Annotated in this window: 36 protein-coding genes, 2 other RNA genes and 1 pseudogene; 37 read left to right on the forward strand and 2 right to left on the reverse strand. The window is 65.6% G+C overall.

All coding sequences use genetic code 11. The annotated features are described in order from the left end of the window. Window positions 1-76: 76 nt before the first annotated feature. The 36 genes from M2271_RS17680 (at window position 77) to M2271_RS17855 (ending at window position 19,877) form a co-directional block, all read left to right on the forward strand. Window positions 77-847: a hypothetical protein gene (locus M2271_RS17680; protein WP_280888198.1), complete on the forward strand. Its 771-nt coding sequence runs from the start codon at window positions 77-79 to the stop codon at window positions 845-847. Between the two features lie 101 nt (window positions 848-948). After that, entirely contained in the window at window positions 949-1,197 is a 249-nt protein-coding gene (locus M2271_RS17685; RefSeq protein WP_280888199.1) for a hypothetical protein, read from the forward strand. Window positions 1,198-1,201: 4 nt separating this feature from the next. Next, a complete protein-coding gene (locus M2271_RS17690) occupies window positions 1,202-1,705 on the forward strand; it encodes a DNA cytosine methyltransferase (protein ID WP_280888200.1) in 504 nt (167 codons plus the stop codon). Continuing rightward, complete coding sequence (locus tag M2271_RS17695) at window positions 1,602-2,261, forward strand: DNA (cytosine-5-)-methyltransferase (RefSeq protein WP_280888201.1); 660 nt, start codon at window positions 1,602-1,604, stop codon at window positions 2,259-2,261. The genes M2271_RS17690 and M2271_RS17695 overlap by 104 nt, the downstream gene beginning before the upstream one ends. Next, on the forward strand, window positions 2,248-2,763 hold the full coding sequence (locus M2271_RS17700; RefSeq protein WP_280888202.1) for a DNA cytosine methyltransferase: 516 nt from the start codon (window positions 2,248-2,250) through the stop codon (window positions 2,761-2,763). The genes M2271_RS17695 and M2271_RS17700 overlap by 14 nt, the downstream gene beginning before the upstream one ends. 403 nt (window positions 2,764-3,166) lie before the next feature. Further along, the gene (locus M2271_RS17705; protein ID WP_280888203.1) at window positions 3,167-3,508 is read left to right on the forward strand and encodes a hypothetical protein; all 342 of its coding nucleotides are present in this window, start codon (window positions 3,167-3,169) and stop codon (window positions 3,506-3,508) included. Continuing rightward, complete coding sequence (locus M2271_RS17710) at window positions 3,501-3,773, forward strand: hypothetical protein (RefSeq protein ID WP_280888204.1); 273 nt, start codon at window positions 3,501-3,503, stop codon at window positions 3,771-3,773. Before M2271_RS17705 ends, M2271_RS17710 begins: the two co-directional genes overlap by 8 nt. Continuing rightward, on the forward strand, window positions 3,770-4,531 hold the full coding sequence (locus M2271_RS17715; RefSeq protein ID WP_280888205.1) for a phiSA1p31-related protein: 762 nt from the start codon (window positions 3,770-3,772) through the stop codon (window positions 4,529-4,531). The genes M2271_RS17710 and M2271_RS17715 overlap by 4 nt, the downstream gene beginning before the upstream one ends. Window positions 4,532-4,605: 74 nt before the next feature. After that, window positions 4,606-5,124 (forward strand): phiSA1p31-related protein, encoded by a 519-nt coding sequence (locus M2271_RS17720; protein ID WP_280888206.1) that lies wholly within the window; start codon window positions 4,606-4,608, stop codon window positions 5,122-5,124. Window positions 5,125-5,201: 77 nt separating this feature from the next. After that, window positions 5,202-5,372 (forward strand): hypothetical protein, encoded by a 171-nt coding sequence (locus M2271_RS17725; protein ID WP_280888207.1) that lies wholly within the window; start codon window positions 5,202-5,204, stop codon window positions 5,370-5,372. Continuing rightward, window positions 5,369-5,566 carry a hypothetical protein gene (locus M2271_RS17730; protein WP_280888208.1) on the forward strand — a complete coding sequence of 66 codons (198 nt, stop codon included), beginning with the start codon at window positions 5,369-5,371 and terminating at the stop codon, window positions 5,564-5,566. The genes M2271_RS17725 and M2271_RS17730 overlap by 4 nt, the downstream gene beginning before the upstream one ends. Beyond that, the gene (locus M2271_RS17735) at window positions 5,566-5,865 is read left to right on the forward strand and encodes a hypothetical protein (RefSeq protein ID WP_280888209.1); all 300 of its coding nucleotides are present in this window, start codon (window positions 5,566-5,568) and stop codon (window positions 5,863-5,865) included. Before M2271_RS17730 ends, M2271_RS17735 begins: the two co-directional genes overlap by 1 nt. Then, the gene (locus tag M2271_RS17740) at window positions 5,865-6,083 is read left to right on the forward strand and encodes a hypothetical protein (RefSeq protein WP_280888210.1); all 219 of its coding nucleotides are present in this window, start codon (window positions 5,865-5,867) and stop codon (window positions 6,081-6,083) included. The genes M2271_RS17735 and M2271_RS17740 overlap by 1 nt, the downstream gene beginning before the upstream one ends. Next, window positions 6,083-6,349, forward strand: coding sequence for a hypothetical protein (locus M2271_RS17745; protein WP_280888211.1), 267 nt, complete (start codon window positions 6,083-6,085; stop codon window positions 6,347-6,349). Before M2271_RS17740 ends, M2271_RS17745 begins: the two co-directional genes overlap by 1 nt. Window positions 6,350-6,560: 211 nt before the next feature. Continuing rightward, complete coding sequence (locus tag M2271_RS17750) at window positions 6,561-6,698, forward strand: hypothetical protein (protein ID WP_280888212.1); 138 nt, start codon at window positions 6,561-6,563, stop codon at window positions 6,696-6,698. Next, a complete protein-coding gene (locus M2271_RS17755) occupies window positions 6,698-6,829 on the forward strand; it encodes a hypothetical protein (protein WP_280888213.1) in 132 nt (43 codons plus the stop codon). The genes M2271_RS17750 and M2271_RS17755 overlap by 1 nt, the downstream gene beginning before the upstream one ends. Further along, window positions 6,804-7,016 (forward strand): hypothetical protein, encoded by a 213-nt coding sequence (locus M2271_RS17760; protein ID WP_280888214.1) that lies wholly within the window; start codon window positions 6,804-6,806, stop codon window positions 7,014-7,016. Before M2271_RS17755 ends, M2271_RS17760 begins: the two co-directional genes overlap by 26 nt. Window positions 7,017-7,289: 273 nt before the next feature. Next, window positions 7,290-7,721 carry a hypothetical protein gene (locus M2271_RS17765; protein ID WP_280888215.1) on the forward strand — a complete coding sequence of 144 codons (432 nt, stop codon included), beginning with the start codon at window positions 7,290-7,292 and terminating at the stop codon, window positions 7,719-7,721. Then, window positions 7,702-7,905 carry a hypothetical protein gene (locus tag M2271_RS17770; protein WP_280888216.1) on the forward strand — a complete coding sequence of 68 codons (204 nt, stop codon included), beginning with the start codon at window positions 7,702-7,704 and terminating at the stop codon, window positions 7,903-7,905. The genes M2271_RS17765 and M2271_RS17770 overlap by 20 nt, the downstream gene beginning before the upstream one ends. A gap of 226 nt (window positions 7,906-8,131) precedes the next feature. Beyond that, the gene (locus M2271_RS17775) at window positions 8,132-10,501 is read left to right on the forward strand and encodes a phage/plasmid primase, P4 family (protein ID WP_280888217.1); all 2,370 of its coding nucleotides are present in this window, start codon (window positions 8,132-8,134) and stop codon (window positions 10,499-10,501) included. Continuing rightward, a complete protein-coding gene (locus M2271_RS17780; protein WP_280888218.1) occupies window positions 10,498-12,426 on the forward strand; it encodes a DNA polymerase in 1,929 nt (642 codons plus the stop codon). The genes M2271_RS17775 and M2271_RS17780 overlap by 4 nt, the downstream gene beginning before the upstream one ends. Before the next feature lie 101 nt (window positions 12,427-12,527). After that, on the forward strand, window positions 12,528-12,833 hold the full coding sequence (locus tag M2271_RS17785; RefSeq protein WP_280888219.1) for an HNH endonuclease signature motif containing protein: 306 nt from the start codon (window positions 12,528-12,530) through the stop codon (window positions 12,831-12,833). Window positions 12,834-13,800: 967 nt separating this feature from the next. Then, window positions 13,801-14,577, forward strand: coding sequence for a sigma factor (locus tag M2271_RS17790; RefSeq protein ID WP_280888220.1), 777 nt, complete (start codon window positions 13,801-13,803; stop codon window positions 14,575-14,577). Between the two features lie 34 nt (window positions 14,578-14,611). Then, a complete protein-coding gene (locus M2271_RS17795; RefSeq protein WP_280888221.1) occupies window positions 14,612-14,758 on the forward strand; it encodes a hypothetical protein in 147 nt (48 codons plus the stop codon). 50 nt (window positions 14,759-14,808) lie between these two features. After that, window positions 14,809-15,390 carry a hypothetical protein gene (locus M2271_RS17800; protein WP_280888222.1) on the forward strand — a complete coding sequence of 194 codons (582 nt, stop codon included), beginning with the start codon at window positions 14,809-14,811 and terminating at the stop codon, window positions 15,388-15,390. Next, complete coding sequence (locus tag M2271_RS17805) at window positions 15,365-15,565, forward strand: hypothetical protein (RefSeq protein WP_280888223.1); 201 nt, start codon at window positions 15,365-15,367, stop codon at window positions 15,563-15,565. The genes M2271_RS17800 and M2271_RS17805 overlap by 26 nt, the downstream gene beginning before the upstream one ends. Before the next feature lie 118 nt (window positions 15,566-15,683). Further along, window positions 15,684-16,001 (forward strand): hypothetical protein, encoded by a 318-nt coding sequence (locus tag M2271_RS17810; RefSeq protein WP_280888224.1) that lies wholly within the window; start codon window positions 15,684-15,686, stop codon window positions 15,999-16,001. Beyond that, window positions 16,000-16,063, forward strand: an RNA gene (locus M2271_RS17815) — hammerhead ribozyme type II. The genes M2271_RS17810 and M2271_RS17815 overlap by 2 nt, the downstream gene beginning before the upstream one ends. Before the next feature lie 16 nt (window positions 16,064-16,079). Beyond that, window positions 16,080-16,442, forward strand: coding sequence for a hypothetical protein (locus M2271_RS17820; RefSeq protein ID WP_280888225.1), 363 nt, complete (start codon window positions 16,080-16,082; stop codon window positions 16,440-16,442). Further along, window positions 16,441-16,504, forward strand: an RNA gene (locus tag M2271_RS17825) — hammerhead ribozyme type II. Before M2271_RS17820 ends, M2271_RS17825 begins: the two co-directional genes overlap by 2 nt. 12 nt (window positions 16,505-16,516) lie before the next feature. Next, on the forward strand, window positions 16,517-17,071 hold the full coding sequence (locus tag M2271_RS17830; protein ID WP_280888226.1) for a hypothetical protein: 555 nt from the start codon (window positions 16,517-16,519) through the stop codon (window positions 17,069-17,071). Window positions 17,072-17,255: 184 nt separating this feature from the next. After that, a complete protein-coding gene (locus M2271_RS17835; protein WP_280888227.1) occupies window positions 17,256-18,044 on the forward strand; it encodes a hypothetical protein in 789 nt (262 codons plus the stop codon). A 73-nt stretch (window positions 18,045-18,117) separates the two neighbouring features. After that, the gene (locus M2271_RS17840; RefSeq protein WP_280888228.1) at window positions 18,118-18,330 is read left to right on the forward strand and encodes a hypothetical protein; all 213 of its coding nucleotides are present in this window, start codon (window positions 18,118-18,120) and stop codon (window positions 18,328-18,330) included. 254 nt (window positions 18,331-18,584) lie between these two features. Next, a complete protein-coding gene (locus M2271_RS17845) occupies window positions 18,585-18,950 on the forward strand; it encodes a hypothetical protein (RefSeq protein WP_280888229.1) in 366 nt (121 codons plus the stop codon). 82 nt (window positions 18,951-19,032) lie between these two features. Beyond that, window positions 19,033-19,665 carry a DUF2637 domain-containing protein gene (locus M2271_RS17850; protein ID WP_280888230.1) on the forward strand — a complete coding sequence of 211 codons (633 nt, stop codon included), beginning with the start codon at window positions 19,033-19,035 and terminating at the stop codon, window positions 19,663-19,665. 14 nt (window positions 19,666-19,679) lie between these two features. Further along, entirely contained in the window at window positions 19,680-19,877 is a 198-nt protein-coding gene (locus tag M2271_RS17855; RefSeq protein WP_280888231.1) for a hypothetical protein, read from the forward strand. Between the two features lie 250 nt (window positions 19,878-20,127). Here M2271_RS17855 and M2271_RS17860 read toward each other — a convergent pair whose 3' ends face one another. Both M2271_RS17860 and M2271_RS17865 read right to left on the reverse strand, forming a co-directional pair. Then, window positions 20,128-20,343 (reverse strand): DUF397 domain-containing protein, encoded by a 216-nt coding sequence (locus M2271_RS17860; RefSeq protein ID WP_280888232.1) that lies wholly within the window; start codon window positions 20,341-20,343, stop codon window positions 20,128-20,130. Continuing rightward, complete coding sequence (locus M2271_RS17865; RefSeq protein WP_280888233.1) at window positions 20,340-21,194, reverse strand: helix-turn-helix transcriptional regulator; 855 nt, start codon at window positions 21,192-21,194, stop codon at window positions 20,340-20,342. The genes M2271_RS17860 and M2271_RS17865 overlap by 4 nt, the downstream gene beginning before the upstream one ends. 1,385 nt (window positions 21,195-22,579) lie before the next feature. On the opposite strand from M2271_RS17865, the pseudogene M2271_RS17875 reads away from it, so the two are divergent. Next, a pseudogene (locus tag M2271_RS17875) lies at window positions 22,580-23,407 on the forward strand (LLM class F420-dependent oxidoreductase); the annotation flags it as partial. Window positions 23,408-23,567 lie beyond the last annotated feature (160 nt).

The raw sequence follows: 23,567 nt of genomic DNA on the forward strand, positions 1-23,567 counted from the left end.
CGACATAACCCATGTGTAAGGCCGAACCGAACGGCCGCACACCGACACGCACACAACCAACGAGAGGCATTCACGTATGGCGAATCACCTCAAGGCCATCTGGGACGCCGACCCGGACGCCGCTCCCCGCGAACAGACCACCTTCGAGAGCGACATTGTGGGCCGCTTCCGGTCGGGCCGACTCGTCAAGGTCGGCAAGACGGAGACCCCGGAAGCCCTCAACGATTGGCGCGTTACGACTGGCGACCCCACGGTTGCCGCGAAGGTGGCGGAGCTGCTCGGGGGCGAGCCGGAGCCCTGGGAGACCGACCGGGAAGACAACCTGGAGATCCTCACCGACTCGAAGACGATTCAGATCATCATCGAGCCGGACGGCGTCTCAGCCTCGTTCAAGCAGTTCATGCCCGGTGCTGGCCTGGTCCACCACTGCGACGGCTTCCACTACCTGTCTCCGGAAGAGGACAAGGGCAACCCCTGCGGCTGCCCCTCCTACATCGCGGAGCGGAAGGACAAGGCGGCGAAGCTGCGGGGCCCGAAGCCGTCTGTCGACATCGAGTTCCGGATCCTCGACGCTCCGGATCTCGGGAAGTTCCGGTTCAACAGCGGCTCGTGGAAGTTGGTCGAAGCTCTCGCCCCGCTTTTCGAGGCCCTCGACAAGTACGGCAACGAAGGGACGGAGGCGGAGCCGGGCAAGCAGGTCCGAGCCTCGCTGACGATCGAGAACGTCACCTACGTTCCGAAGAAGGGTCCGCGCGCCGGTCAGACCGTCAGCTACAACAAGCCGGTCATCAAGGTCTTCGGGTCCGTCGAGGCCACGGAGACGGCCGACCTGGCGAAGGCTGCGTGAGCTACTCGCGCTAGTTGAGCTACGCACTTCGCCCGCCCCTCCCGAATTGCGGTCGGGAGGGGCGGGCGTACTCACGATTCTACGCACACTGAGGAGAGACAGTGGCTTTGTTCCTGGTGTCCCGCACGGACCGCCACGACTACGACGAGTACGACGCGATCGTTGTCCGCGCGGGCGACGAGGCGACGGCGTTGAAGATCGCGACGAACGGTACGGACCCCTTCGGCGACGGTGAGTTCTGGGATGAGGACTTCCCGGGGTTCAAGCGGGACGGCTCCAACCTGACCGTCGAGCCTCTGAGTAGCGACGGCACCGACGGCGCCGTCATCAAGTCGTTCAACGCGGGGTGACCCGATGCCCATCCTCGAACTCTGCGCCGGATATGGCGGGCTGGGAATTGCGGTTGAAGCCCTGACGGGCGACAAAGTCACAGTGGTCGCGGAAGTCCACGGAGCTGCCTGCCGAGTCATGGCGCACCGCTTCCCCGACGCCCCGAACATTGGCGACGTGCGCTTTCAGAACTGGGGCGCACTGCTTGACGAGGGGATCGACACCGTCACGGCGGGTTTCCCCTGCCAGGACATCAGCAACGCAGGACGCCGGGAGGGAATCAAGGGTGCGCGCTCTGGAATCTGGTTCAACATCGCCGACGCCATACGGGTTCTTCGACCCCGACACGTCTACCTGGAGAACGTGGGAGCACTCCGAAATCGGGGACAAGCAGCAGTGCTCACATCGCTTCACGAGATCGGGTATGACGCAGCGTGGACAGCTCTACGAGCTTCCGACATCGGGGCGCCGCACCATCGCGACCGGTGGTTCTGCGTTGCCACACCTTCCGTCCCCGACGGTCAGTGACGCGACCCGCGGCCCCGACTTCGCCAAGCGGACCCGTGAGGGGTCGGGCGGTGACGACCTCGTAACCGCCATTGCCCGTCTCTTCCCGCGGGAGCGGGCAGAGAAGCTGTTCAAGACGCCGACGGCCAATCTGGCGTCAAATGGCTCCGCACAGCACCCGGACAAGCGCAAGGCCGGTGGTCACGGTCCGACGCTGGAGGACGAGGTCTGTTTCCTCCTGAACGTCGAACCCGACGCGGAGCATCCGGACGACGGGCCGCATTCGCCGGCTGAGTGGTGGGGAGAGTTCGCCACTTGCGTCTACCGCTGGGAAATCTTCATGGGGCGTCAGGCCCCCGTCCCGCTCATGCGCGGACCCCGGGGCGGATTGAAGCTCGCCCCGAAGTTTTGCGAATGGATGATGGGCCTTCCCGACGGGTGGGTTACCGACGTCCCGGACCTCACGCGGGAAGAACAGATCGGCCGTATCGGTAACGGCGTCTGCCCACAGCAAGCACACCACGCGTTTCGGTGGCTGAAGGGCCAGATTGACAGGAGGAACGTTGACAATTCTTGAGCTTTGCGCAGGGTACGGCGGGCTCGGGATGGCGGTCGAGGCGCTCACGGGCGGCAAGGTTGCGTACGTCGCGGAGGTCGACGGGGCTGCATCGAGGGTGCTAGCCCACCGTTTCCCCGACGTACCGAACATCGGTGACATCACCGCCTACGACTGGGCGCAACTCGTCGGCCTGGTCGACATCATCACGGCGGGATTCCCCTGCCAGGACATCAGCAACGCCGGAAAGCGGGAGGGGATTCGTGGAAAGCGATCAGGCGTCTACGTCCATGTCATCGAGGCGATTCGCATCCTTCGACCGCGACTCGTCTTCCTGGAAAATGTCTCCGCGATCAAGTCGCGGGGGCTCGCGGAAGTCGCTGGAGACCTGGCCGAGATCGGGTATGACCTGCGGTGGACATGCGTACGAGCTTCCGAAGGATCTATCGGACTCGCGCATCACCGGGACCGGTGGTTCGGTGTCGCGGCTCCTGCCGACGCCAGTAGCCAGCAACCCCAATGATGGGGAGTCGCTGGCATCGTGGGAGGCGCGACGCCAGCGGAACTTGGCGAAGCGGGTCAATGGCAACGGGCAGGGAACGCCGCTCGGTGTCGCTGTCCGGATGCTTCCTGAGCCGGTGAGGTGTCTGCCCATACCGCGTGCGTCTGACGGTCCGCACGGTGGGCCTAACCAGCGGAGCAGCGGAGGCGACTACGCGCTTCCCGGGGCGGTGGTCAATCTTCTTCCCACCCCATTGGCGGCGGACGGCCGGAGTAGCGCAAGCTACCGGGCCGACGGGACGCCGTACACGTCTTCGCGGACGAGGCCGACACTGACGGATGCTGTACGACATCTGTTGCCAACGCCGACGGCTCGTGACTGGCGATCGGGAGCGTCCAATCTTCACGGACGCAACAGTCGACCGTTGAACGAACTGGTGCTCACCCTCCCGGACGAGGAGGGGCTAATCCAGGATTGGGTCGACTTTGAGCCCGCCATCCGCCGTCAGGAAGCCGTCACCGGGCGCCAGGCGCCCATACCCACGGAGATAGGTCCCCGTGGGGGACGACGACTGACGGCGCGTTTCGCCGAGTGGCTCATGGGTCTGGCCGACGGCTGGGTGACCGACGTCCCGGGCCTGAAGCGTGCTGAGCAGCTTCACAAGATCGGTAACGGAGTCGCCCCTCATCAGGCGTACGAGGCGTACCACCGGCTGATGAACGTCGACAAGCACGAAGCACACACGGAGGAGAGAAACCATGGCTAAGACCGATCTGACGGACTTCACGGGGGCTGTCATCAAGCCGGGGCGGCTCATCGCCTACCCCACCCGCCGGGGAAACAGGGTGCGCAACACGGAGGCCGTAGTCCTGGAGACCCTCTCCGACAAGTCCTCGGGGCGCGTGGTGCCGAAGCTCAAGGTCGTGCCGACGGGGCGCGAGTCGGGTGTCTCGGGGCGCAAGACGCTCCAGCAGCAGACGATCGGCGCGGAGCACGTGGTGGTTATTGGCGACGCGGGGGAGAGCAAGTGACGAACACGTTCAAGATCGGCGAGGAAGTCATCCTGACCCTGCGGGGATCCCGAGCGACCGTCGAATACGGCCCGTTCGACGACAGGGACGTCTACGTCGTGAGGCTCGTCGACGCGCCGTCCGACCCGGACGCCGTGCGGACGTTCACGTCCCTGTCCAGCGTGATGCGGAAGGCTCCCGCGTTCGCCGTGGGCGACAGGGTGACGTCGACGGTTTCGTTCCGCGGGGAGTCGGCAACGCTCGTAGCCGGACCGTTCGTCGGCCGTTTCTCCGACGTGCCGTTCTGGGTGATGGAGCGCGACGGCAAGCACGCCACGCCCCGTGAGTCGACGCTGACGAAGGTCGACACACTGGAGCCGCTCAAGGTCGGTGACCGGGTGCGGGTGACGGACGACGACGGAGGCGGGCGGAACCGGTTCAACGGCAAGGTCGGCACCGTCAAGGAGCTGGACGACGGGAGCTTCCTGCCTTACCTCGTTCAGTTCGGAGACGGTCGCGGCAGGCATGGCGACGTCAACGGCCAGTGGCACTGCAAGGCCGTCGAGCGCGTCGAGGACGAGAACACCTACACCCACAACGGCGTCACCTACGACCTGTCGGCGAAGTACCGCGACCGTGACGGCGACGTGTGGCGGATGAAGAGGGTCGGCGCAGTCGTGCGCGCCCGTACCGACGGCACGGGCAACCCGACGGAGGACAGTCTCTCGCTGGCGCACGTCGCTGAGCGCTGGGGCCCTCTCACTCGCGTCACCGACTGACCAACCCCGACCCGCGGCCCCCGGACACCGACGATCCGGGGGCCTTTGCATGAGCCATTCACGGAGGAGAGAACATGGCAGCGACGTTCAAGGTTGGCGACAAGGTAGAGCACGGTTCCTGGGGTGCGGGAGAGATCGTGTTCGGCCCGTACACGGCGGCGTTCGGCGCGGAGCGCTACCTGATGAAGGGGGAGAACGAGCGCCACTACGTGATCGGCGCTGAGGGCATGACGCCGGCCGCGAAGTTCAAGGTCGGGGACAAGGTGATGGGCACGTTCTCCGGCATGGAGTACACCATCGAGGCCGGTCCCTTCTTCAGCCCGAACGAGTGGTACGCGACGAAAAGCCCTCAGGGCAACGTCACCCAAAACCGTGCGGCCGTTCTCGCTCTCGTCGAGCCAGAGCCCGCGCGGGACACCGTCGAGAACGCCGGCAAGACCTACGAACTCGGCATCTTCTACCGCGACAACGACGGCGACCGCTGGAAGTTCGAGCGCAGCCTCACCGGGATCCGCAGCACGTCGGACTCCTTCGAGGGCGGCCGACAGCTGAGCAGCGTCGCGAATCTGTACGGCCCTCTTACCAAGATCTGACCAGCCCCCTTCAGCCCCCGGTGACTTCGGTCCCGGGGGCTGAGGGCGTAGGAGCACCAACCGAGAGGAGCGAGCACATGGCGAAGGTGATTGGCAGCAGCGGGCTGACCGTGGAACTCACGGGCCAAGAGGTGGAGTTGGTCCGACAGGCTCTCCTGTACTCCGAGCGGAACAACACCGCGTGGGACAGCCCGGAGGACCGCATCGCGCGTGAGCTGGAGCAGACCCTCGCGCGGGGCGTGGAGTGAGCGGCGCCCTTCACGTCATCGACGACGACAACGCCCCCGCACTGGGCGACCTCCGCGACGCCGGCCCCGGTGACCTGATCTGCATTTGCCCCGCAGCGACGACGAGGCGCGACTTTCCGAAGTACTGGGAGGCCGCGGGAGTCGCGATGGCTCGGGGCGCGATCGTGAGTGTGCTGAACCGAGAGGAGAGCTAATGCCAACACGAGAGTTCACCCGCGAGCAGCTCGAAGAGTGGGACCTCCCGGGAGCGTGGTCCGACGATGCGCCGGAGATCCTGCACCGGGAGCAAGTCGATTCGCGTCGCTGGGTGTCCGTCAATGAACTCGTCTTCCGCGCACCGGACGACGGCAAGGTGTGGCGCGTCTACTACGAGCGGGGTCTCACGGAGAGTCAGGACGACCACGACCCGTGGGACGACGACCGCACCGTGCCGGCCGACGAGGTGGAGCGCGTCGAGGTGACCACGGTGGCGTGGCGGAAGGTGACGGGCTGATGGGTGTCTTCGACGGTGGAACCTACTGCGTCACCGTCTACCGCAAGGGCGATGAGGACGGGCAGGACGAGCACACGGACGACCCGCGCACCCTCGTCGAGTCGCTCCGCTCGGACCCGGAGGTGAGGGCCGTGGAGACACACGCGATCCACTACGTCACGGGCGCCTATCAGTGCGACTTCTCGTTCGGTAACCCAGACGAGGAGGACGAGGACTGATGGCCCTCCGAACCATGAAGGGACCTGAGCCCCTCTGGCGCGTCAAGGTCGTGCGCCACAAGTCGATCCCCAACCGCGCGTACACGGGCTACGGATGTGGAGAGTCGTCCCGGCTCCTCGTCGACGCTGAGGAGACCGTTGAGTACTACGGCCCGTACATCCGGCGGCACGGAGCCGTCACGGTGGCAGGCACACATGACGGTCTGTGGGACGTCATTTCGTCGGACATTGAGACGTGCCAGCCGACATGGGAGGACGTGAACTGATGACCCGAAACATCGGTCACGACGATGAAGAGTGCTTCCGACTCGTGCAGACCTTCACGAGGTCCAACGGTACGACGGGCTACCTCACATGGGGCCCGTACTCGACGCTTGCTCAGGCACGCGGCATGCGGACCCGTCAGTCGAGGTACCCGATGTACGCGAACCCGGTGTTCACGATCGATCGGGCCCCGATCTCATGGGAGCGTGTCGAGTGATCCGCGAGCCGGACACCTACATCGTCCACGCCGTCCCCGACCCGATCCCCGTCGAGTTCGACAAGCCGCGATGCGTGTATGCCTCATGGTCGTGGCTTACGGAGGAGTTCATTCGGGAGGTGGAGGAGGGGTGATGCAACAACTCCTGATCGCCGCAACGCTCATCCCGTCCGGCGTCGCCCTGGCCGCACTCGTCTTCCTGTGGGCCTACGCGGCGGTTCACCGAGAGGAGATCAACAGTGTTCCGAGTAGTCCAGACGCGTGAAGCCTTCGCGTACTCGGAGGGCAAGGTCTGGGGCCCGTACGTCGAAGAGGTCGACGCGCAGGAACGGGTGAAGACGCTCCGGTCCTTCGACGGTGACGGCGTGATCGAGTCCGGGGAGTTCGGCACCCCGTGCCGCATCCTGGTCAACGCTGGCGGGGGAGGTGGAGGTCTTCTAGTCACGGCGTGAAGGCATTATGCCTGTCCGCACCCGCACCCGCACCCGCATCCGACATCACTCGTTGGCTCATGGCCAGTAGTCATCCCCGACATATCGAACGCGCGTACGATATGGCAGAGGCAAGAGACGAAGGGGTGCGGGCAGTGACGGACGAAGCGGCACAGAGCACGACCGGGGACGGGGTTCTAACGTACCGGGAACGCACGTGGACAGTTCAGTCAGAGCCCGTAGTGATCGACTCCGACGGAGGATCTGACCTCGTCGAAGTCTGGGTGCGAAGAGGTGAGGGCATCGAGCAACCCCAGTAAGGCCAAGGGCACCGCGTGGGAGTCGGACATCGTCGGCTACCTGCGTGAGCATCACAACTCGGGCGTCCATCGGAACGTGCAGACGGGCGCCCGCGACATTGGCGACGTCGCCGGCTACTACCTGCACGCCCTGGAGGCGAAGGCAGAGAAAACAATCACTCTCGCTGACTACATTGCGCAGGCGAACCGGGAGGCTGTCCACGCCGGCCAGCCGTTCGGATGCGCGGTGGTGAAGCGACGGATGAAGGGTGTGGCGGACGGCTACGTCGTGCGGGACGTCCGGACGGACGTGCGTCTCCTCAACCGCATGCGGGACATGGAGGATGCCCTCAGAGCGGCGGCGCCAACGGCTTACGAACTCATCGACAGGCAGTATCGGGGGCAGCATGAAGCAAGCCGTCATTGAGTTCTCCGGGACTTTCACCATCTATCCCGACGGCGACGAGTACGAGGGCGGAGAGATGCCCGACCGGGACGCATACGGGTGGGTCAGCCATGCCCTGGCCCGGGGCGACAAGCACGCGGGCAACTACCTGACGTCGGGCGGCGTCACCTCGGCCACCTACGAGGACTACGACGAAGACGAGTAGCGCAAAACGTCTTACGCACCACAACCGCAAAGCACTGCCACAAAGGGGCGTCCTTCCGGGGCGCCCCTTCCGCATGCACGAAGAGGGGGAGAGACCTTTGCGACTGACGGAGATCCTGGGGCGACTGGAGGGGGTCGAGCCTGATCACGACGGGTACCTTGCGCTCTGCCCCGCTCACTCAGATAGGAAGCACCCAAGCCTGAAGCTGACGCTGAAGTCGGACGGCATGCTTCTGCTCGTCTGCCGCACCGGGTGCCCCAAGCCGGAGATCCTGGCGAAGCTCCGCATGTCGGAGTCGGACCTCTTCGATGTCGACGGCCAGGGCGCGCGGACTGTCAGCGCGAAGGCGCCGGAATCGGTCGGCATCGCGGAGATTGCTGGTCTGCGGATGGCTGTCGATCAGTGGGCCGATGCACTCCAGGACACGGAGTCCATGGCCCCATTCTCTGCGGAGGCGCTGGACTACGCGGCTCGTCGTTTCGGCGTCACGCCGGAGATGTGCGCGGACCTGCGCGTCGGTTGGTCTTCGCAGGCGGTGCAGTCGCGGCCGTGGCTCTCCCGCTCCTTCACTCGGTACCCGCGCCTAACCGTCCCGCTCGTCGGCTTCGATGGCGTCATCCGCGGACTCCAGGGCCGTGACCTCTCCGGCAAGTGCCCCGCCCGGTGGATGTCCCTGACCAACGTCGACGGCCGTACGTGGAGCAAGTACGGCGTCCTGTCCGCGGGCACGGGCTACGACACGATCCTGATCACTGAGGGTCCGGGCGACGGGCTGACGTCGGTCGGTGTCGGCTACGACGCACTCATCATCCGTGGCGCCGCCTTGGCCAACAATGCCGCACTCCTGACGGACCTCGTCGAGCATCTCGCCGGCCGTGACGTCGTCATCGCATTCGACCCCGACGCCGCAGGGGAGCGGGGGAGTAAGGCTCTCGCGAAGGCACTCGTCGAGTCGGGTAACACTCCGCGTCAGCTCGACTTCCCGAACCGGAAGGAGGATCTGACGGCGTGGCGGGAGCGCACGCCGGAGACGTTCGCCGGGGAGTTGCATCTCGCGGTACGCGCTGCCTCCGTCGTCGAGTTGGAGTCATCCGCTCCGACTCCTGCCCCCTCGACGGAGACAGAGCCGGACGTGTCCGCCACGGACGCCGCTCTTCAGACGATGGGCGTCAGCGCGCGTGAAGCCTTCGACCAGACGGACGCGGGTATTGCCGTCCGTCTGCGCGACTACATGGCGCGCACAGGCGGTGGAGTGCGCTACGCCCCGGGACTGGGGTTCCTCGTCTGGGACGGTGCTGTCTGGTCGCCTGGCAACGACGACGTCAGGTCGGCTCTGATCCAGATGGGTGCGGAGCTGATCGCGTCGGGCGACGACGGTTCGCGGAAGTTGGCGCTGAAGGCTCTGACCAACCGTGCCATCGAGGACGTCATCAAGGTTCTGCCGTCCGTCCCCGGAGTCCCGGCGAAGGCCGATCAGTTCGACGCGCACCCTGAACTGCTGTCCGTCGCCAACGGGACGATCAATCTCCGCACGAAGGAGATTCACTCGCACACTCCCGCGGACATGATCACGAAGCGGCTCGACATCGCATACCACCCGGATGCGGCGGCGCCCCGGTGGCTGCAATTCCTCGGAGAGATCTTCCCGAAGCACCCGGAACTACCCGGCTACATGTGCCGCCTCGTCGGCTACGGAATCACGGGCAGTACGGCGGAACAGTGCTTCGTCTTCATGTACGGGCAGGGGGCGAACGGGAAGAGCGTGTTCCTGGACGCACTTCTCCACGTTCTCCGGGGGATCACGAAGAGCACGGAGTTCAGCACGTTCGAGCAGCGCACGGCCGTTGGCCAGGCATCGCCCGAACTCGCGTCACTCCGCGGGGCGCGGCTCGTGACGGCCTCCGAGACGGAGAAGTACAGCCGGCTTGCTGAGGCCCTGGTCAAGCAGCTGACGGGAGGCGACCCGGTTACCTGCCGCTTCCTGAATCAGAACCCGTTCACCTACGTCCCGAATTTTTTGCTCATGGTCGCCGGCAACTACAAGCCTGCGATCCTCTCGCAGGATCTCGGAGTCTGGCGACGCGTCAAGCTCGTCCCGTTCGAAGCCACGTTCCGCGGCTCGAAGGCCGACACCTCCCTTCCGGCGAAGCTTCGGGATGAGGCGGAGGGCATCCTCGCGTGGGCTGTGCGCGGAGCGTCGGAGTGGTACGAGAGCGGTCTCCAGGAGCCTGCCTCCGTCCAGGCTGCCACGCAGGACTACCGGGAGTCGGAGGACAGGCTCCAAGAGTTCCTGACGGCCCGTTGCGTCCAGGAGCGCGGCGCTCGTGTCGCCCCGATGGCAGTCCGTCGCGCCTACGCGGAGTGGGCGGAGGACGCGGGACTGAGCCGGAAGGAAGTCCTGTCCGGCTGGGCTCTGGGCGTTGAGTTGGAGAGCCGGAACTTCCCGAAGGACAAGCGCGGCGGCAAGTGGGGCTTTGACGGGCTCCGCCTTGCAACTGACGAGGAGCGGGAGATCGCGAGCCGCGCGGAGGACGAGCCGGATGCGCCGGCTGACGGACCGACAAACATCTTCGGAGAGCCTAAGGCGGCAGCATGATCACGCACAGCTTCCCCGTGCTGGGGCAACAGATACCCGTCTACGTGCCCCAGAACGACGACGACCTCCGGCTCTTCCGCCAGTACGTCACCGACGCCGCGAGCCGTGGGGAGCGTGTGGCGCTGGACACCGAAGCCACGGGGCTCGGAACGTTCACACGTGGCTTTCGCATCCGCACGGTTCAGTACGGCACCCCGGATCAGGCGTGGGTTCTTCAGGTGGAGAAAGGCAAGACACTCACGGAACATGCAGCATGGGCTGCAAACACATTGCCCGCGTTGTCCATGCAGAACCAGAACTTCGACCAGCTGGCTATGGACCGTCACATCCCTGGCGTCACGCTGGAGGACCTGGCACCGAAGACCCTGGACACCTACATCCACCTCCACCTCTCCGACCCTCGCCGGAAGGATCAGGGTGGCCCCGGGAACAAGCTGAAAGAGGCCGCGGAACACTACGTCGATCCGTCCGCCCCCGACACACAGACCGGCCTTATCGAGGAGTTCCACAAGATCGGCCGGACGAAGGATGACGGATGGGCGTACATCGACATCGACAACCCGCGATACCTGAGCTACGCCGGCGGGGACGTGATCCTGACGTCACGCCTCCTGCCGAAGGTTCAGGCGCGCGTCAAAGAGCTGGGCATCAACCCCGCACTCATTCCGTTCGAGCATCGAGTCGCCTTCGTCTGCGCGCTCGTGGAGCGGCGGGGGATGCGCATCAACCGCGACTACACGACGCACCTGTCCCAGGAGCTGTTGGAGGAGTCCGCGCGCTGGGCTGCGGAGTCCCGGAAGTACGGCGTCGAGAACATCAACTCCACCCGCCAGGTGTCGGAGGCGCTGCTAGGCATGGGGGAGGTGATCCCGGAGCGCACGGACGGCGGAGCGGTCCAGGTGGACGGAAAGGTACTGAAGCGCCTAGCCGACGTCGACAAGGAGTGGGAGCCGATCCAGTCGCGCACCCCGAACCCGCTCGCGATGGCCATCCTCCGCAGTAAGCGGGCGTCGAAGTGGAAGACGTCCTATGCGGACGCCATGCTTCGGACCGCGGACGAGAACGACCGAGTACACCCGAAGATCGGGGCGCTGGCCGCCCGGACAGCGCGAATGTCCATGTCTGACCCGCCCTTCCAGCAACTCCCGTCGGGCAAGTGGGAGGTTCGGCATGCCGTCGTGTCCGACGACGGGCATCGGATGATCTCCGTCGACTACTCGTCCGTGGAGCCGCGCGTCATGGCGGCACTGTCCGGCGACGAGCGGATGACGGCCGCGATCCTCGCCGGGGCGGACCTCCACAATCTGACGGCCGCGAGCGTCTATGGTCCCGGATTCACCACCGGACAACGCAAGGTCGCGAAGGTCGTGCAACTGGGCGTCGCGTACGGGGGAGGCGCGAAGACGATCGCTGCTCAGACCGGGTTGACGATGGCTGCCGCGCAGGACGCCGTCAGGGGCTACAAGCGGACCTATCCGCGTCTCGCTCGCTACATCAAGCAGCTTCAGGGAAAGGTGATCCGCAACGGCTACACCCTGCGGACTCCGTCCGGGCGCCGGCTCGTCTTCGACCGTGACGCCGCCTACGCCTCGTTCAACGGAGAGATCCAGAGCACCGCGCGCGACATCTTCGCTCAGGGAATGTTGGAGATCTACGAGCGCGGACTCATCCCTCACGTGTTGCTCCCAGTGCACGACGAGATCGTTGCGGACGCCCCCGAGCGGGAGGCGGAGACCGTCGCAAAGGAGATCGGGGAGGCGATGGCATCCACCATCCGCGGGATTCCGATCGACACAGACCCTGACGTGGGCGGGCAGAGCTGGGGATCCCTCTACATGAAGAAGGCGAGCACCATGACGCAGCATGACCCTTGGTATGCGACGCACCCTGACGAGGCGCGTGCGGCGGAGGAGCGGCGCAAGTGACCCCCGCACGTCTCGCGCCCCCGAGTGCGGTACGAGCGACCACAGTTGACCGATCGGTGGCGGGATATCGCCCTTCCGCCGCGCGGTCGGTCCCGCGTCCCATGCGCATCACGCCTTCCCTGCGGCCCCCGGAGCCTCCTCTGTACCCGTCCCGACGTGACTGTCTGCGACGGTGGGAGGAGACGGAGGAGTGGTCATGTGCCTACTGTGACTCCGCGTTCGGCGAAAAGGTTGTGCCTGAGGTGGACCACGTTCGTCCGCTTGCACGAGGTGGCCTTCACGAGTGGTCCAATCTCGCTCCGGCGTGCGCCCGGTGCAACCGTCTGAAGTCGGATCGGGACGTAGCTGAGTGGCTGTCAGAAACCGCAGGTGGGGACCTCACGTCGGGGGTTGACGTGGCTACGTAGCGGAGTTCAAGGCCCACAAGAGGACTCCATAAGTCCTTCACAAGGTCACGAGTCAATAACGTCGAAAAGCTCAAGTCTGACTTGTGTCGGTCGACATAACTCCAGGTGAGATTGGGTGGCCGACATAAACGGGTTGACCCCCCTGTATGTGTTAATCGGATGAACCGTTACATAGGGGTGCGGATAGCGGAGTCGATCCCGCCACTTAGTGATTGCCCGTGGAGGTTGTGTGACTTACAGTCCTGATCAGGTTGCAGACGGACCGAAAATGTTCGAACTACTGAACGCACTTGAACACGCAGCGTCCGCAGTTCGCCGTTTCGTGGACGCCTACGACGACGCAGTAACCATGCCAGCCCGCCGACAGGCTGGAGTGGATGCGGACGGAGGCCGGCAGGCCCATCCCGCCCGACGGAGGTGACGGCATTTTGATGACCGTCGCCAGGCTCTTCTAGCAGAACTGAAGAATGGCGCCCGATGGCTCCGTACGCAGTTGCGGCAGTCCAGGGTGTCGCCGCGTCCATGGATCGCGCCCTCGCCCGGTGGGAGGGCGAAAAATACAATCCCGCTCCCAGGGGGAACAGTTGATCATCCTAACGGGTCCGCAGAGCACTAGCGTGCAGCTGGAGACCCTCGACGACGTGGCGAGCATTCTGGATGCCGTCCCTGCATCCAGCGCGGTGTCTCAGTGGGCCGAAGCAACTGCCCTGTACTGCATGGTGGGGTGGGAGTCTTGCCCGCTGGCAGTCGCTGACGTGACGATCGCGGAGGCTTCCGGCCTGGCCGTACATCACCTCTCTGTCTGAGCACCGCAAAACGTTTAGCGGACTTGAGCCCCCGTTCTTTTGAGGGACGGGGGCTTTCGTCTCCCTGAATCACCGTGTGACTCAGATCACTTAATCTCCGCGTCACGTCCTCTCCGGATTACGACACAACACAAGCACAAGCCACACACGGAGGAGTCCACATGAGCCGCGAAACGATCAACGCAGAGCAGATCCGCGATGCACAGGCCGGAGACACTGACGCCATGTGGGCAATCGTCCAGGGCTGTGACGCCATGCTCCGGGGGATCGTTCGCAGCGTGGCTCCTGGAGCCAGCGTGGAGGATGCGGAGGACTACCTCCAGGAAGCGCGCGTGGTGCTGATCCAGCACGTTCGCGACTACAAGTCGGAGGCTTCCTCCGCACAGCTGACGTCGTACGTCTACCGGGCTGCTCGACGCGCCGTGGCGGAAGCGCACATCAGCAACTCGTGCGCTGTCGCTGTCCCCGCCACGGCCACGATCGTTGTGCGTCACCTCCTGTGGCGCCACGGTGGCGACGTCGACAAGGTGTGGGCGGAACTTCAGGAGGAGAAAAGCGCCACTCACCGGATCTCCCGGGAGATGTTCGTCGCCATCCTCGAAGCACTCGCGGCCGTGACGTCGTTCGACGCTCCGGCAGCCAACACGGCCACGGGGGAGGGGCGCGAGTCGCTCACGCTGACTGACGTCATCGAAGACCCTTCCTCCGAAGTCACCGACTCCGTGGAGCGTCGCGACCTGGCCCTGTGGCTCATGACGCAGATCCCGCAGCGTCAGTCCTTCGCGCTCCGCGCATTCTACGGCGTCGACATGACGAAGCAGGACGACCAGCAGACGTGCGCCGACATGGCCGTCAACGGCGTCGCCCTCCGTCGGCTCCGCTCCCGCGGGGTCGCAAGCGCCCGCACCGTGGCTGACGCGCACGGTCTGACAGCGTAAGTCACTCACTCTTAACCGATCTGGAGCACAGCTCATGCACCGACTTCCCTCTCTCGACGAGTACGACGTTCAGGGCGTTCGCCCCGACGAGGCCGCTTACTGGGGCGATGAGGTGATGTACGCGGTGGAGGCCCGGAACGACTCAGCCCCGCTCGAAGGTTTCTCCATCGAGACCCTCTGACCCGACCGCAAAACGTTTTGCGGTCCGCGAATCACACACGAGGAGAGAACATGACCGAGGCCGTCACCGCGCAGTGCCGTTGGGCGTCCCGCGACTACATCAAGGCGTACATCTGCGGCGACTCCGTGCACTTCGACGCCTTCAGCAACGACAAGCACGAGGCGGACTCCGCACTCCGCCCCAACGAAGTCCGTGAGTTCGCTCGCGGCATACTCGCCCTGGCTGACGAGATCGACGGGGGAGAGGCGAAGGCGGAGGCTCCGAAGCCTGCCCCGAAGGTCGGCGACCGGGTGCGCGTCGTGCGGAATGCCTACGTGGGTGATGGTGCCGCCAACGTCGGCAACGTGGGCCGCCTGGCGCGGACCGACATCTACGACGACAAGTGCCAGTACCGCGTGGAGCTGGACGGCATCGGATGGTGGTGCGCGGAGGTCGAACTCGTTGACGCGCCGGCTGAGGCTCCTGCCGACACCCGCCCGAAGGTGGGGGACCGCGTGCGGGTGGTCTTCGCAAAGCACGCGGAGGAGCACCACGGATCGCTGGGAACGGTCAACCTCGACCACGGACGAGTGGCAGCCCAGTCATGGCGACATCCACCCGTACCGCGTGAAGGTCGACGGCCACCTCTATGACATCTGGGCGGCTGAGGTCGAACTCGTCGACGAGCCGGCGGAGGCCAGCGAGCCCGCCCCGCCCACCTCCGCGTTCGCCCGCCACGTCGACGAGGCGAAGAAGCTGCTCGACGGCACTGCGCACACTGGGGCCGACGTCGTGAATCTCGCCCGCGAACTCGCCGTCGGCAAGTAGCGACAAACGTTTTGCGCTGCCGAGTTGTGCCGGTCGACATAACCGTGTCATAGTCAGAGCAACGCAAGACACTGACGAAGGGGCGCCTCACTCGGGGCGCCCCAGGGGAGGGGACGAGATGCAGGCCGTAGCCGAACTGATTACGAAGTGGCAGGACGCCCGCGCCGCACTGGCGGAGCTGGAGCGCGCGGAACACCCGGACATTGTCGACCGTCACGGCCGCATGTGGACGTGGAAGGGGCGGGGCGACCTCTACCGCCACTGCGGGAACGCCGCCCCTGCCTACATGATCAACGACTTCGGTCTTCCCACTCAGCGGGTGTTGGACAACCCGAACTACGACCTGTGCGACACCTGCCTCGACGGCCGGAAGCGCAACGTCCCCGACTGTAAGCCTGAGTGGGACTGCACGCACACGATGCACCGCAAGTCATAGTCGAAACGCCCTCTGGGGCGTCGTCCGGGATTGGTCTACCGGGCCTGACGAGGCAGACCATGAGGGGGAGGGGACGAGATGGACACAGTGCAGCCGATCACCGCGGAGGAACTGAGTAACATCCCGCGGGCACGGGCAACGCGACTTTCCTACGACTGGTCGCACTTCGGCCGCTACTCGGTGTGGATCGCAGAGGCTAGTTTCTTCGGATGGTCCGTCATGACGGACTACGGCAAGCCCAGTCAAGAGTGCGTCGTCACCTCCCCGCGGACCCGCGACAACTGCATTGCGGCTCTGGCGGACTACGTGCGGAACTATGGCGACCCGCGATGGGGCAACAACCTCGCCGTCGAGGAGTGGGAGCCGGTAAGCGTCAAGCTCGATGCGTGGATCACTCACACTCAGGCGTTGAACCTACCGTGGGCGCCGCTACCGGAATAGCCGAAACGCCCTCCGGGGCGTCTGCGGGGGTTGGCCTACCCGTACTGAGGAGGCAGGCCGTAGGAGGGGGAGGGATGAGTAAGATTTCGGCACGGTCGGCGCGTGGGGTCTCTGGGGACGTTGTCGCGTGGGAGCGGATCATCGACGGCGTCAGGTACTGGTTCGACGCCACCCCCTACGAGGTGAAGGTTTTCCGCCTCAACCTCGCTGGCGGGGACCTCGTACACCACTGGCAGGACACGCCGGACGTGATCGGGGAGTACGACCGTTACGACCCCTCGACGTGCCCTGAGCCTGGACAGGTGGCGCGCGTCCGGCACTGGGACTCCAATAGTGCGGAGCGTCAATACGTCACTTCCTGCCGCGTATGCGGGGATGTCGTCGACGTGACGCGTGAGCAGCTCCTTACGCGTCATGGAGACCGGTACGGGACACGAACCTGCGAGGCCACAGGAACGGCCGCCACGCTCAAAGCGGCGCTTGTCCGGGAGGAGAAGCAGACCCCGGCAGAGCAGCGGATGTCCAACGCCGTATCCCGCTGGTGGAACAGCTGCTGGGGGTACGACACCCTCACCGGCGAAGAGTGCCACCACCCCATCTGCAACACCCGCCCCCGCGTTCGACGCTGACACCCGCCCCGCTGAGGCATCGCCCGACCAACCCGACACCCCCAGTGCCGGCGGGCGCGCGGTTCGAATCCGCGGCGGGGCACCCAGAAGAGAAGCGCAAAACGTTTTGCGCTAGATGTTGTGCCGGTCGACATAACCGTGTCATAGTTGAGGCAACGCAAGGCACTGACGAAGGGGCGGGGACATGCAGACCTACCGAGAGACCATGATCCGGATTAACGGCGTCGAGCGCGTCATCCGCACGGAGCTGGGCGGAAAGATCCGCACCGTGAAGCAGCTGGAGGCGGCGCAGCTGAAGGCCGTGAAGGATGGCGTCGTCGCGATGCGTCAGACCAAGCTTGATACGCAGTACGACGAGATGGTGACTGACGCGCAGGCGCCCCAGAAGGACAAGAAGGGGTGGCCCGGATCGGGCGAGCGAACCCGTCAGAACCTCCTTGACCAGGCGGAGATCTGGAGGGCCAAGTACGGCACCGCAGGACCGGTGAGGAACGTCACGACCAGCTACGTAAACGCTCGCAAGGGCTTCCCGAAGGTGACGTTCACGAGCACCGTACCGGAGTACCTCATTGAGACCGCTCCCGGCGAGTACGCCACGCCTGAGGCCGCAAAGTCGATGGGCGCCACGGAGCACGTCGACGAGATCGTTCCGGGCCTGGCGATTGCCCGATACGGAAAAGGATGGACGCTGCACCACCTTCCGTCGGTGACGGACGAACAGCCGAACATTCATCTCGGACCCGTGTTCAAGACCCGGAAGCGCGCGCGCGAGGTGGTGCTGACGGAGTTGGCGCGCTTCGACTTCACGCGATCCCGGGCCGAGATCGTGGCCGACGAGGAGACGGCAGCTGTAGTCAAGCTCGTGATAATGCGCGAGTTCGTCACCTCATCGAAGCGCAACGCGTGGGCGGAGGACGACCTCCGTAAGGCCGAAGAAGCGGTTGCCGCGCTGTCGCTTGACGTCGCCGCCTGAACCATCCCCTGAGCCCCTGCGAATTGCGGTCGCGGGGGCTCTTCCCGTAGTGCGAGTCACTCCAGGAGGAGCCATGACCGAGAGAACCGAAGAGCTGCACACCACTGCCAGCGAGATCCGGCAGGGCGACGTCTTCACCCTTCACACCCACGAGCGTACGGCGCTCCATGACGCGTGGCCCGTCGGGTTCAAGGGGCACGTCTACATCCCGTTCGTGGGCGGGGGAGGGGCGACGGCCCCCGCGGGCAAGCCGCTCACCGTCACGCGCTCCGTGGCGACGGCGTGAGGTATCGCCTGACGTTCGAGGGCGGGACTTCGTCCGTCATCGACGACGTGGCGCACCGCCACTTCCTCCGCCAGGCCCTGAGGCGCCGGCACGAGACGACGAGGTGCGGGGCGGGTTCGTGGTGACGCTGCCGAGTGGGCGGATGGTGGCGCTGATCGCCGAAGAAGCGACAAACGTTTTGCGGTCAAGTGTTGTGCCGGTCGACATAACCGTGTCATGATCTGAGTAACGCAAGGCACTCACGAAAGGCAGACATGACGACACTGGTCGACAGCAACGACAAGATCTGGGCAACGACGAAGAGCAACGCGACGCTTGCCCACGCGTTCGACAGTGAGCACCGCGCGGTGTGCCGGAAGAGCATCCGCTCCGGCAGCTCGTTCCGGACCACGCTGGAGATGGCGCGGGACATGGTGAAGCTGCACGAGGACTGCGCGCGGAAGCTGACGGCCGTGGAGGCGGCGGACATCGTCGAGGCGCCCGTAGAGTCCGCCCGGCACCGTATCTTGATCGCGCCTAAGCCGGGTGATGACCTTCACGCGGTGTCGCACCTGTCCGCGGGGAGCGCGCTAGTCAAGGGGCTCCCGCTGGACATGCTGGCGAACCCAACGATCGTCTGACCCGCCCTCACGGAGCCCCTGCCAATTGCGGTGGCGGGGGCTCCGCTTGCCACTCACGAACCATGCACACGAACGAGGAGCCATGAGAGAGAAGCTTCGGGACCCGATCCTGATTCAGGCCGTCATCGCGGCAGCCCTGTCCTTCGCCCACATCCACGACATCGCGGAGGCTGCCGGACAGGGTGGATGGAAGGCGTGGGCGTACCCGGTCAGCGTCGACCTGTTGATGGTCATGGCGTGGAAGCAGATCCGCACGGCGGACGGCGCGTCAAAGGCGGCCCCGTGGGTGTGGTTCGTCGTCTCCCTCGCGGCCTCTCTCGGGGCGAACATCGCCACGGCTGGAGTCCTGGACCTCGACAACCTCCCTGTCGGTCTGCGCGTCCTTGTCGCCGGTTGGCCGGCCGTTGCGTTCCTGGGTGGATCGCTGCTCGTTCACTCGCGCAAGGCACACGCGGAGGAGCCGCAGGAGCCCGCTGAGGAGCCTGCGGGGGAGCCGGACGAGGAAGTGGACCTGGAGCCCGAGAAAGCCGCTCAGAAGCCCAATCTCGTCACCTACGCGGAGGCTGCTGCCGTGGCCGGCGTCAAGCCGGAGACGATCCGCGGCGCAGCGAACGGGGACAGTCCCCGACTCGTGAAGCACCAGACGTACGAGGGACCCCGCGTCGACCTCGACGAGGTCCGTAAGGTCTACAACCTGCGCCCCGTGGGCGTGTGAGGGGAGATCGAACGATGGACGTAATGATCAGAGACGACGACGGCGACTACATCACGGTGGAGGCGGGGGAGGGTTCTACAGCCTCCAGCGGAAACGTCCGGGTGTTTGCGCACGCTGAATCGTGTGCTGAGCTGGATTACACCCCCGCACGGGCCCGCGAACTCGCCGCCGCTCTCCTCCGGGCCGCGGACGAGGCGGAGGGGGAGCGATGACCTACCCGTCCATGCGCGACCCCGACGGCACGAAGCCCCCATACGGGTCTATGGAGTACTGGCTCCGCTTCTTCCGAGTTTACGGCGCGCAGGGACGCACCCCGACGGCTGTCCGGCACGGCACCGAAGACCGTGCACGGGCGCTGGAGGCTCTGGAGCGTTTCAAGCGAGAGCACCCGCACCTGAACTGACCACACGACACAGCCCCCGCCAGGGTCACCCGACGGGGGCTCTTTGCGTTGTCCTGCGATCAGGCGACGGCGCCACGCTTCACGGCGTTGACGAAGTCGCCCCACGTGGTGTCGCTGAAGACGACAGCCGGCCCGGTAGGTGCCTTGCTGTCGCGTACGGGCAGAGCTGCGTCCACGGCACCGTGGGCAACCTCTACACAGTTGTTGTTACCTCCGCTGTACGACGACTTCGTCCACACGAAGCCTGCCGCGGATGCGTCGTTGATCCTGGTCATTTGATGCTGTCCTTCACTCGATCAATGAGGTCGGCCGATTCGTCGAAAGGCAGCGACGCAGCGCGAAGATGCTCAAACGCGGTGCCGTAGCGACTCACTTCCGCAGCGTCCTCGACGTACAGCGCAGACGTCAGATGCTCCAGGAGGGCGACGTCAAGGTCTGACGTCTCCGAGAACCCGACGACCGTGAAGCTCCCGCTCATACCTACGTGAGGTGGAGCTTCGAGCGGGAGAACCTGTATCGCGACGTGCGGAAGCCTTGCAATGTCTAGCAGCTTCTGAAGCTGCTCCTTCATCATCTGCGGGGCGCTCTTCACTCGGGGGCGGAGCGCGGCCTCGTGGATGACGGCCCATAGCTGTAGGGGCTCTGGACGGGTGAGCACGGACTGTCGAGCCATGCGGACTTCAACGAGGGCGTCAACCTCGCCGTCGGTCGACGTCATGTTGATCGCTCTGATCGTGGCACGCGCGTACGCGGACGTCTGGAGGAGCCCGGGAATGAGCGTCGACTCGTACGAGCGCATGTCGGCCGCGTCTGCTTCCAGACTGATCAGGTCGGCGTAGGCCGGCGAGATGACGTCGCGGTAGGTCTGCCACCATCCGCGGGTTCGTCCATGTCGGGCGAACGAGTGGAGGGCGTCGCGCTTCTCCGCGTCGTCGACCTCGTAGAGGTCGAGCAACTTGTCAAGGTCGGCAGGCTTGATGCCGAGTGCCGCCTTTTCGACGCGGCTCACCTTCGACGCCGGGAGGTCAACGCGATCAGCCACATCGTCGAGCTTCAGCCCTGACGCCTCCCTGAGCCTGCGCAACTCCGATCCCAGCCTTCGTGTGCGGACTGTCGGTTCAGCCATCGTCACCCCCTCAGTAAGTCCATTCTCGCCGCCACGCACGCAGCGTGGCTACAGCTTTCCACAGCTGCCGAGACACCGAGACCAGCAGACTGCAATTTTGCAGATATCTCCAGTCGGGTTGCATTTTCACTCTCGCTGTCGTCACACTGGGAGTGCCATTCCGAGCACGGCAAGTGACGGGGTGGCACTGTAGTTGCTACGCCCCCGTATCCAGTGAGGGAGGTGCAGAGGTGGCATTAGCGAAACGGTCAAAATTCGGGCATCTCACGTATCCGACGTGCGCCACTCCAGAGCCGACGCCCGGATGTGACGAGTGCGCCAGGTTCGCGCGGGAGTGGAGTGACGCCATGAACGCTAAGGGCCCGGAGTACGACCCGTCGAAGGCGTCGGATCTGATCGTCGAGTTGGAACGCCATCAAGGGAGCCAGCATGGCTAGCCCTGAACCGGAAGCGTTGCCAGCCGTCGGAACTGTCATGGTGGACACGATCCGCGGCGTGACCGGAGAGTTCCGCGATGCGTTGGGTGGAACCTTCTTTCTTCGGCCCGTCGGGGGCGGACGTGAGTGGCCGGTACGTCAAGAGCACGTCCGCCAGGCAACGGATGCCGAGCGCCTCGCGGCGAAGGTAGGCGTCGCGAACGCCCGATCGCGGAACGGAATACAGTGATGACGCCAAATCTCTATCCCGCTATACAGTCCGGCCAGAGCCCCGCTAAGGCAGTGGGGTGACTGCCGCTCCTGCGCGGCGCGTGAAGGCCGCAAAGCCGACTCCGCCTCCGCTCCTCCGCTACTGCGGACGCTGCATCGGGCACGGAACGGTGTGGTGCCCCTGGTGCTGCGGTTTCGCCGGTTGCCCACAGTGCCGGCGCACGGGCATGGTGTCCTGCCCCAACTGTAATGGCGGCCCTGACGTCCCCGTGATCATGTGGTGACCCCCTGAGCCCGCGGGCTGGCGCCCTGTGGCGCCGGCTCGCGGTGGACGCAGCAGAGGCCGGACAGCTGGTGAGGTCGGCCCTCCCGGCTCCTGCTTGCGTCCTGTACGTCTCGCCCCCGCGATCCGCGCCGATCGGGGACGAGACGCCGCCCGTCGGAGGAGTCCCCATCGTCCGGGGACTGCCCGGGGCGGTACGGGAGCCCCGTTCACTTCCTCCCCTCGTAGGAGTGAGCGGGGCTCCTGTGCCCGATGACTCTCCTCGCCAGGTGGCCGTCACTCCTCCGGCCTGGCGAGGAGTCCCGCCCGGTGCTGACCCCCATCCGCAAGGGGGGTTCGGGCGGGTAAGCCCCGCTCACCTCATCCGTATCCCCGTGAGGTGAGCGGGGCTTCGGTGTGCATCGGTGTTTCCGCAGGTCAGGGCATGCGCTACAGTTAGGTAGCAAGCAGACCAGTTCTTCCGCTCCGACCACTACCTCAAGATGGGCTCCGCGGACGGTCTCCCCGGACCCACCGACGCCTGGATCACCCTCGCCGGCCTGGCCCGCGAGACCAAGCGCATCCGGCTCGGCACGCTGATGACCGCCGGAACCTTCCGGCTGCCCGGCGTGCTCGCCATCCAGGTCGCGCAGGTCGACCAGATGTCCGGTGGCCGCGTCGAACTGGGCCTGGGTGCGGGCTGGTTCGAGGAGGAGCACACGGCGTACGGCATACCCTTCCCGAAGGAGAAGTTCGACCGCCTGGAGGAGCAGCTGGCGATCGTCACCGGCCTGTGGGCGACCGAGCTCGGCGAGACCTTCGACTTCCACGGCGCCTACTACGACCTCAAGGACTCGCCCGCGCTCCCCAAGCCCGCGCAGAGCAAGATCCCCGTCCTCGTCGGCGGTCACGGCGCCACCCGTACCCCGCGACTGGCCGCCCGGTACGCCGACGAGTTCAACCTGCCCTTCGGCTCGATCGAGGACAGCGAGCGCAAGTTCGGCCGGGTCCGCGCCGCCGCCGAGGAGGCCGGCCGCGAGGCCGGGGAGATCACGTACTCCAACGCTCTGGTCGCTTGCGTCGGCAAGGACGACCAAGAGGTCGCCCGTCGCGCCGCCGCCATCGGCCGGGAGGTCGACGAGCTCAAGGCCAACGGCCTGGCCGGCACCCCTGCCGAGGTCGTCGAGACGATCGGCCGCCATGCCGAGGCCGGCTCCGAGCGGCTCTACCTGCAGATACTCGACCTCTCCGACCTGGACCACCTGGAACTGATCTCGTCCCAGGTGCAGGCGCAGCTGTCGTAGCGCGCCAGGCCGGCCGCCCCGTCGGCTGGCGGGGCTGGTGACCGGCAAGGCGGAACAGGTGGTCGTGCTCGTCCTCGATCGTTCATGAGTCCAGCAGGGTGAATAAACGAAAGCGGCGGTCGTCCGGGCTGTGGGATCGTATGACAGTCGTCCTGTCGGG

Source organism: Streptomyces sp. LBL (assembly GCF_029893585.1).
GTDB lineage: Bacteria > Actinomycetota > Actinomycetes > Streptomycetales > Streptomycetaceae > Streptomyces.